The 8,152-nt window shown below is 31.0% G+C and carries 8 protein-coding genes and 1 tRNA gene; 5 read left to right on the top strand and 4 right to left on the bottom strand.

Annotation, left to right across the window (positions count from 1 at the left end):
* Positions 1-133: 133 nt before the first annotated feature.
* Genes ACIQ56_RS11735 through ACIQ56_RS11725 form a run of 3 tightly spaced genes read left to right on the top strand, consistent with a single transcriptional unit; the run spans position 134 to position 2,027 of the window.
* A complete protein-coding gene (locus ACIQ56_RS11735; RefSeq protein ID WP_397601247.1) occupies positions 134-799 on the top strand; it encodes an MBL fold metallo-hydrolase in 666 nt (221 codons plus the stop codon).
* Between the two features lie 2 nt (positions 800-801).
* On the top strand, positions 802-1,302 hold the full coding sequence (gene greB / locus ACIQ56_RS11730) for a transcription elongation factor GreB (protein ID WP_397601246.1): 501 nt from the start codon (positions 802-804) through the stop codon (positions 1,300-1,302).
* Positions 1,303-1,319: 17 nt separating this feature from the next.
* A complete protein-coding gene (locus tag ACIQ56_RS11725; RefSeq protein WP_397601245.1) occupies positions 1,320-2,027 on the top strand; it encodes a dienelactone hydrolase family protein in 708 nt (235 codons plus the stop codon).
* Here the strand turns inward: ACIQ56_RS11725 and ACIQ56_RS11720 are convergent.
* The 4 genes from ACIQ56_RS11720 to ACIQ56_RS11705 form a co-directional block, all read right to left on the bottom strand.
* Positions 2,024-3,883 (bottom strand): hypothetical protein, encoded by a 1,860-nt coding sequence (locus ACIQ56_RS11720; RefSeq protein ID WP_397601244.1) that lies wholly within the window; start codon positions 3,881-3,883, stop codon positions 2,024-2,026. The two genes, ACIQ56_RS11725 and ACIQ56_RS11720, sit on opposite strands and share 4 nt — an antisense overlap.
* A gap of 302 nt (positions 3,884-4,185) precedes the next feature.
* A tRNA-Cys gene (locus ACIQ56_RS11715) sits at positions 4,186-4,260 on the bottom strand.
* A gap of 100 nt (positions 4,261-4,360) precedes the next feature.
* A complete protein-coding gene (locus ACIQ56_RS11710) occupies positions 4,361-5,413 on the bottom strand; it encodes a YfbR-like 5'-deoxynucleotidase (protein ID WP_397601243.1) in 1,053 nt (350 codons plus the stop codon).
* 129 nt (positions 5,414-5,542) lie between these two features.
* Positions 5,543-6,115 (bottom strand): gamma carbonic anhydrase family protein, encoded by a 573-nt coding sequence (locus ACIQ56_RS11705; RefSeq protein WP_397601242.1) that lies wholly within the window; start codon positions 6,113-6,115, stop codon positions 5,543-5,545.
* Between the two features lie 72 nt (positions 6,116-6,187).
* Here ACIQ56_RS11705 and ACIQ56_RS11700 point away from each other — a divergent pair, with 72 nt between their 5' ends.
* Positions 6,188-7,336 (top strand): hypothetical protein, encoded by a 1,149-nt coding sequence (locus ACIQ56_RS11700; RefSeq protein ID WP_397601241.1) that lies wholly within the window; start codon positions 6,188-6,190, stop codon positions 7,334-7,336.
* Entirely contained in the window at positions 7,333-8,019 is a 687-nt protein-coding gene (locus ACIQ56_RS11695; RefSeq protein WP_397601240.1) for a hypothetical protein, read from the top strand. Before ACIQ56_RS11700 ends, ACIQ56_RS11695 begins: the two co-directional genes overlap by 4 nt.
* The last annotated feature ends 133 nt before the right edge of the window (positions 8,020-8,152 follow it).

Genomic DNA, 8,152 nt, shown 5'->3' with positions numbered 1-8,152 from the left:
GGTGATGAGTTGGTTCTGCCAATCCATTGGTAGCTCCTTTGTTACTTTTTTTTAAGCAACAATTAACTAACAAATTGGAGCTATTTCTTCAATCTTCACAATATCTTTCTCAACTCTTAACTGGCATCTAATATTGGTAGACGCTGGAACTTCAAAATGTTTTGGACCTACAGCCGGAACTTTATTAGAAAGTTTAAAAGCTTCGGGTTATGAACCGAGTCAAATTGATACGATTTATATTACACATTTACATGGAGATCATATTTGCGGAGCAACAAGTACAGAAGGGAAGATCAATTTTCCAAATGCGATACTTCGCATGTCTCAAGCAGAAGCTGATTTTTGGTTGAGTTCGAAAAATTCCGATGCTGCTCCTGAAGAGTTTAAAAAATATTTTAAAATGGCTCAAGATTCTGTTAAGCCTTATCAGGCAGCAGATAAATTAAAGCCTTTTGCAGTCGCAGAAACATTATCACCAGGCTTAAAAGCGATTCCTACTCCAGGGCATACAAGTTATCAATTTAGTTCTAAGGGAGAAACTATTTTGATTTTAGGAGATGTTATTCATAGCTATGCAACACAATTTCCAGATCCTAAAATTGGGGTTCAATTTGATGCCGATAGTAAAAAAGCAATTGCAATGAGAGCTTCTTTATTTTCAAATGCAGCAAAAAATAAAATTTGGCTTGCTGGTGAACATCTTCCTTTTCCAGGAATTGGTCATATTCGTCTAGAAGGGAAAGGTTATGTTTGGGTTCCTGTTGAATATGCTCCCTATGGTACTCAAACAACAAAGTAAAAATGAAATTTGAAAATGAAAATGAAGTAAAGAAACAACCTAATTTAATTACCCCAGAAGGTTATAAAAAATTAGTCGATGAATTTAATGAACTATCAAAAAAAGAGAGACCTTTGGTTGTTCAAGAGGTCTCCGCTGCCGCAAAACAGGGAGATCGATCTGAAAACGCAGAATATCAGTATGGTAAAAAAAGATTACGAGAAATTGATCGTCGTTTGCGTTTTTTAGATAAACGTATTTCTGCCGCTCGAATTGTAAATCCTAAAGAACAAATTGGTAATAAAATTTTATTTGGAGCCACTGTTAAGTTAGAAAATGGTGAAGGGGCTATTGTTACTTATCAAATTGTTGGTGAAGACGAGGCTAATTTAAATTTAAAAAAAATTAGTTGGAGATCTCCTTTAGGAAACGAATTATTAAACAAAAAAATTGGTGAAATTATTGTGGTAGAAGTCCCTGCTGGTACTCGAGAATTTGAAATTATTGATTTCAAATTTGTTTAATTAAACGGAGATTCTTTATGAAATGTTATGATATTGAATACAGAGTTCAAGATACAAATTGTCGGGGCTATATTGTTGAACCAAAATCACAGGGAATAAAACTACCTGGAATTGTAATGTACCCCGATTTTTGGGGTATAAACCCAAGACAAAAAAAAGTTGCTGAAAAGTTAGCAAATATGGGAGCAGTTGTCCTTGTTGCGGATATGTACGGAAATCAACAAATTGGTTCAACTGCCGATGAATCTGCAAAATTAATGAATTCTGCAGTTGAAAATAGTGAAATTTATAAAAGTAGAATCATAGCCCCGTTTGAACTTTTAAAAAGAAATTCAAATGTAAATCATTCTAAATTATTTTCTATTGGTTATTGTTTTGGTGGTGCTTCTTCTTTGCAGTTAGCAAGGTACGGTGAGGGTTTAATGGGAGCGATTTCTCTTCACGGTTTATTAACAAGTAAAATTAGAGTTCCTTCTCACCAAAAAATGCCTAAAATGCTTATTTTGCATGGGGCAAGGGATCCTATGGTTTCATCTGAAGATATTAAGAATTTTTATGATGAGATGATTGCTTGTAATGCAGATTTTACTTTTGTTTCTCATGGAATGAGTACACATGCTTTTAGCAATGAAGATGCGGCAGGTAATGAAGTAACTGCTTATCATTATTTATCTGATAAACGCTCCGATTCTTTCATAAAAATGTTTATAAATGAAAATCTTTAATATAAATTTTCGTACAAAATTTCATTGTGTTTTTTATTACTAAAATATTGATTTATATTTTTATCGGAAACAAATTTTAAAATTGTTTCCGCAATTTCCATTGTGTATTTATTTTCAATTGTATTATTTAAAAATCCAAAATTAAAATTTTTAGTCAATATTTTATTATTTTTACTAATTACTGTGAAGTTATAACATAAATAAATGGGGTTATTTAATTTTATAATTTCTTGTTTTTCTATTGCATTTTCAATGTAATAAATTACCATAAAATCATGAATTTGAGGACTTATTTTTTGGATAAAGGTATATTTATTGTTAGGATTCAATATGTTTGAAAACTTCTCTTTTAAATATAAACTTAAAAAACTTTCTATTTGATAAAGGTTATTTTTATTTAAAGACCCTAAGCAAAATTTAGCAATCGTATGATCATTATTATTTGTTGCTGTTAAAAAGTGGTTTTCTAACTGTAAATAGGAAGGACAATCTTTTGTTATAGAATCTATATTTAGTTTTCCAATTGAGCTAAATCCAACAATAGACTGATAAGTTGCATTGTATCTTTTTGAAATATAACGCTCATTATAAATAATATTTTGTTCATTCCACTCAATTAATGTCGATTCAAAGTCAAACCTAAAACTTTCTAATAAATTTTTGCCAAAGGTAAATTTATGTTTATTTAAGTTAATAGCATTAAAAAAATTATAAAATGGAATTCTGAAACCACATAATGAAAGTTTTTTATAGGTTTCTAAAATAATCAGGCAAATTATTTTTTTTGATTGTAAACTTGATGTTAAGGTTTTTTTATTAAAATAATTATTTAAAAAAATACTAATTTTTTCTTTTCCTAAAAATGGATCTAATGTATTTAAAGTATTTTTAATAATATCACTATTGAATGAATAGAAGTTAATTAAAAAGAAAATCCAAAAACTTTTTTCATTTATAATATTCATATTTGATTTTAATTTATGTATTAAACCAGAATATTTTGTAAAAAATTCACTAAATATGACATTCGTATCTGACCACTCTTTTTTAAGAAGGGTTTGGCAATAGAAATAATCCTCTTTTGAAGTAGAGGATAAATAATTTGTTTTTTTTGAGTTTATAAAATTTATATATTCTTTGATTGATTTTAATAATATGCTTTGAAAGCTCGTTTCATTTAATTTATAATTTACAGCAGCTTCATTTTTTTCATGAAGAATCTTTAATTTAAATGTAGAGTAATAATGATTGTCTTTTTTTAGTAACTTATTTATATTCTCAATTAAAAACGATAATTCATTTAATTCAAATAGCTTTAACCCCATTTTAGGATTATAAAAAACGAGTTGACAATTATCAAAACGATAATAGACAAAAAGTCCATAAGTATTTTGTTTTTGAGACAAGTCTTGTATAAAATAAAAATTGCTATAATTTTTATCTTTAATTAGGTTTTGAATATCCTTTTCAAGTTTATTTAGGAAAGAATTATTTTCTTGATTATGACAATCTGTATTTTCAAATAAAATATTTTTATTTTGAATTTGTTCTGTAATGCAATGAGTATAATTTATGAAATCATTTTTTATGTTTTCAGGTATTTGTATTTGAAGATGATGAGATACATTGGTTAAATTGTGATTGTCGATTTCATTTTTATCAAATGCAATTTTATTTGAATAAATATCTTTTTTAAATTTTTGAGTTTGTATTAAATAATCAAAACTTTTTTGGATGTTATCTTCAAAATAGGACTTAAAAAGAGATAAGTCGCCATAAGCATAAAAGTCATTTTCTATAAACTTTAAAAATAGACTGACTAAGGAAAAGGAAGGTTGATGAATGAGATCATCCAAAATCGGTTTTGTACTTTTAATTGAATTTTTGCTTAAATGTTTTTTTTAATTGTATTTTTACTAATCCTTGGCAAGCTTTGAGAAAACACCATCTTGTGTACAATCTCCATATTACAGATGTTATGTGTAATTTGTTTTAATTTTGTAAAAATTTGTAAAAATTAAAACTAAATTATTGTATATATGAAATTTTTTAAAAAATATAAAAAATGAGGAGATTTTTGTAAAAAAATTTTTGAACAAAAAAAATGCATTTTGCTTTGATTGATTTTTAGTTGAAATGATTAAAATGAAACTTAATTTGGAGGTGCCGATCGGATTTGAACCGATGTGAAAACGATTTGCAATCGTTTGCGTAGCCGCTCCGCCACAGCACCTTATCAGGAGGAAGAACCTATAACGTTTCTAAAGATACTTGGCAAGGGGTTTGGTAAAAAAGATGAACTCTGTTTATGAGTGGTAAAGAGGCTCTTTTTTCTACAAACTAGAGACGTATTCAAGCCATAAGTTGTCAAGTTCTTGAAATATTTCGGGATAATCTTTTTGGTAAAAATCTCTGACCACTTCCATTGACGAATTAGGAACATTAAAATGGGTATTTCCACTTCTAGTTTCTCTATCAAAATAAATTTGTGAAGAAAAACGGTCATATATATCTACTATAGCTAAAATATGAGGATCGGTGGGCCATGATAAGCGGAACCTTTGGCAAATATTCTGAATAATGTTTTTTTCAATATTTCGATGAATTTTTTCAACTTCTTTTTCACGTAATTTAATAGGATAAATTACATCACTCGCATAGGCTTCTGCTAAATCGTGCAGAGCAGCGGCATGATAAAGTTGAACCCTTAGTTTTTCAGGTAAATTGAGTTTTGTTGCTAAAAGGCGGCATAAAAATACCACTTGAAACGTATGTTCTCCCACACTTTCTGGAAAATGATAACTCCATCCTTTGTAACGATAATGTTCCTTTAGTTTTTCAACCATTCCTAAAAAGGTGGAAGAATATCCAGAAATTCCATTTTCAAGACGTCCTCTATTTGCTTCATCGAATATTTGATCCAATAAAGTAATGGCATCTTTCCAATTAAATTTAGTAACGCTTGTTTTTTTATATTGCGACTGGGAATCGGAAAGAGAACAAGGATGAAATTTAGAAAGATCTTTGTTTGCTAACGCTTGTTTTCTTTTTTTATCGTAAAATGTTTTATGCCGTTCAGCACCAAAAAACTGGTTGCCAAGTAAACATTCTTTTTCAATATATAACATAGAGGCAAAGGAATCGATCAATTCATGTAAACCAAATAAAGTAGCAGAGCGTGTTGTTTCAATTCCTAAAGAAAGTTCTGTTTCTTTCCAAATTTTTCCTCTTATGGTGTCGTATATTTCTTTTACTTCGGGATGATTTTGTCGCAAGTGGTAACTTGGGTCTCCTAATAAAGTTTTAGGCAATTCAGCAAATATCGAAAGTTCAATCAACTCACATTGTTCTGTTGTGGAAAGATCTAAATAAGGAGCTAAAATCATGCTTAATATAATTTGGGTGTAACCATGTTCCGCAGCAGATTGCCTTTTTATGCAGATAGAGTCTGAAAATAAAGGAAGGGAACATATTATTTTTAATTTTCCAAGTTTACTTGGAATGAGCTTATCTATTTAAAAATCCTTTTTATTTAAGGAATAATTATATCCTTTTGCATATTCAAGGTAACGGAGTGTGGTTGCGATTACACCTTCGTATTCTTTGTCGGAAACTTGCCTAATTACCTTTGCAGGTGAGCCAAGAACCAAGCTACGCGGTGGTATGGTAACACCTTGCGTTACGATAGCTCCGGCCCCAACAATGGACTCTTCTCCAATAATGGCACCATCCATAATAATGGCACCCATTCCAATCAAACAGCCACGTTCAATTTTACAGCCATGTATTGTTGCTAAATGACCAACACTGACATCGTTTGCAATATGAGTTGCAAATTTTTGATAGGTGCAATGCACCACAGAGTTGTCTTGAATATTTGTATTTTTACCTATGTAAATATGATTTACGTCACCTCTTACAATGGCATTAAACCAAATGCTACAATTTTCTTCAATGATAACGTCACCTATAATACGTGCTCCATCTGCTAAAAAAACAGAATCTGTTAACTTAGGATAAATTCCATTATAAGAAATAATGGTTGCATGAGGACTTCTGTTAACTTTCATTTTTTCATTTTGTGTCATGAATCATTCCCTTTTCTCATTTCATTTTCTTAATTTCCGATGATTTAAATTGACAATAAATAAATTGGCAATTTGGAATTACAAATATCATATGGAAGCCTCTTTTTAAAAAAAAAATATTTTAATTTTCGATTGCTCTATACAATTTATGTTGTAATTGTTTCCTTAATTTCATTTCATGGAAATGCTCAAGATACTTCTAGTTTAAAAAAATCTGCCCCAATTTATCAAAATCCATTTGATCTTGCTAGCGGTGGTGCCAGTTTGACGAGAGCGACTCAAGAAGGAGTGTTGTTTTCAAACCCAAGTTTGCCCGCTTTTGGGGAAGGCTATTTTAGATGGATTTTTTTTCGAAGTACGCTGAGTGTGGGGGATGGAACAATAAGTGCAGCAAGAGATGCCGCTCAAGCCGCAACAGGAAATACAACAACTCTTGCAACAAATATAATTGAAGATGCGTTTAAAAAACCAATTTATGTTGGTTTAGACAATGCCGCAGGAGTGCTTACATCTCATTTTGGAATTGCAGGTTTTGCTTCTTCAAAACTGGATATCAATGGTCAAAAATTTGGTACGGTTGGGGTTCCACAATTGCAAATTAAAAACAATGCTTTTGCTGGTGTGGCAACAACAATGAGCACAACTTTAAGCGATTATTTTGCCATAGGAATTGGTCCAAAATATATTTATAACTCAGAAGTAAATACAAGCCTTTCTGTTTCTGAAGCATCAGATCCAGGTATAGCAACAAGTAAATTATCGAGTGCTTTGAAAAAAGGAAATGGTCTTGCTACGGATATTGGTTTTACAACACAATACCGCACTAAAAATTTTGATTTAAGACTTGCAGGAGTTGTGGCTGATGTTGGCAATACGACCTTTACAGGGGGTTTGCCTCCTTGGCTTCAAACTTATAATGCAGGTATTGGATTTGCTCTTCACGACTTCACAAATGCCTTACATTGCTCTTTGGATTATAGAGATATTACCGATGTCTATGGTGAAGATCGTCCGAAAAAAATTTTTATGGGCTGTAAAGTTTTAATCACCCGAATTTTTGGAATTGGTTTTGGTTATTTACAAGGATGGCCTTCCTACGGGATCGTCTTAAATATGTTTTTATTTCGCTTAGAAGCAGGAGTTTATTCAAGAGATGAGGCCATACAATCGGGGTTGGTTGGACAAAAAGTATATTTTGTTTCTTTAGGTTTTGAAATATGAAAAAAAGAAATTTTATTTTTGCTATTTCATTATTAACAGTTGCTACTTTATCTTGCGGAGGTAACGTTCTTGCTACCTTATCTACAAAAAAAAGTCTTCAAGAACAAGCTATCAACGATATGCAAAATGGCAATTATGCGGAAGCTCAAACAAAATTATTAACAATAATTGCCTCCGATCCTAGCAATTACTCAGCGGTATCTCTTTTAGCATCTTGTTACGCTGCTATTGGCGAAATTAAACTTTATGATATTTTAATAAAAGTAGCGACGGATAAATCTCTATCAAATCCAAGTTCAAATCCAATTAATTTTTCTGCAGCTGTGCTTCCGCCTCCTTCCGCTTTTATTTTTTCTCAATTGGTTTTAGCAATAAATACAATGGCAACAATTCCTTCCGCAAACTTAACAAGCGACATGTCTTTTTTACAACAAATGTTACTTGACATTTATTTGCTGCTTCAAATGCAAGACTTGTTAAATACACTTCGTGCTGGTGGTACGTTAACTAATGCTCAAATTGCTTTATTATTTTCTACAATTGCAAATGTAAATGGAGCTTCTAACTCGGGAAGTAGCAATCAGCTCACCCAAGCGATTACTTCTGTTACTTCTGGAATAACCAATTCGCCTGGTGGTACTCAAGCTCAGCAGGTTGCCAATTTCTTAACTCCATTCATATAATTCTTCTCAATTTATTTTTTAAAGTGTCCTCCCAATAAGTGATTTTTACAAAGCATAAATCCAGAATTAAATCTCCTTTTGAGGAGGAGATTTAAATGGAGATGGAAAATAGACTTTTAAAATTGTCAGAGCA

Origin of the sequence: Silvanigrella sp., from assembly GCF_044369315.1 — a bacterium.
In the GTDB taxonomy this organism is placed as follows: Bacteria; Bdellovibrionota_B; Oligoflexia; order Silvanigrellales; family Silvanigrellaceae; genus Silvanigrella.
The sequence above is the reverse complement of the archived record's forward strand: the minus strand, read 5'-3'. Positions and strand labels throughout refer to the sequence as shown.

Coding starts and splice junctions, on each gene's coding strand:
- ACIQ56_RS11695 (WP_397601240.1), top strand. CDS start 7,333: ATGAAAAAAAGAAATTTTATTTTTGCTATTTCATTATTAACAGTTGCT.
- ACIQ56_RS11710 (WP_397601243.1), bottom strand. CDS start 5,413: ATGATTTTAGCTCCTTATTTAGATCTTTCCACAACAGAACAATGTGAG.
- ACIQ56_RS11705 (WP_397601242.1), bottom strand. CDS start 6,115: ATGACACAAAATGAAAAAATGAAAGTTAACAGAAGTCCTCATGCAACC.
- greB (WP_397601246.1), top strand. CDS start 802: ATGAAATTTGAAAATGAAAATGAAGTAAAGAAACAACCTAATTTAATT.
- ACIQ56_RS11725 (WP_397601245.1), top strand. CDS start 1,320: ATGAAATGTTATGATATTGAATACAGAGTTCAAGATACAAATTGTCGG.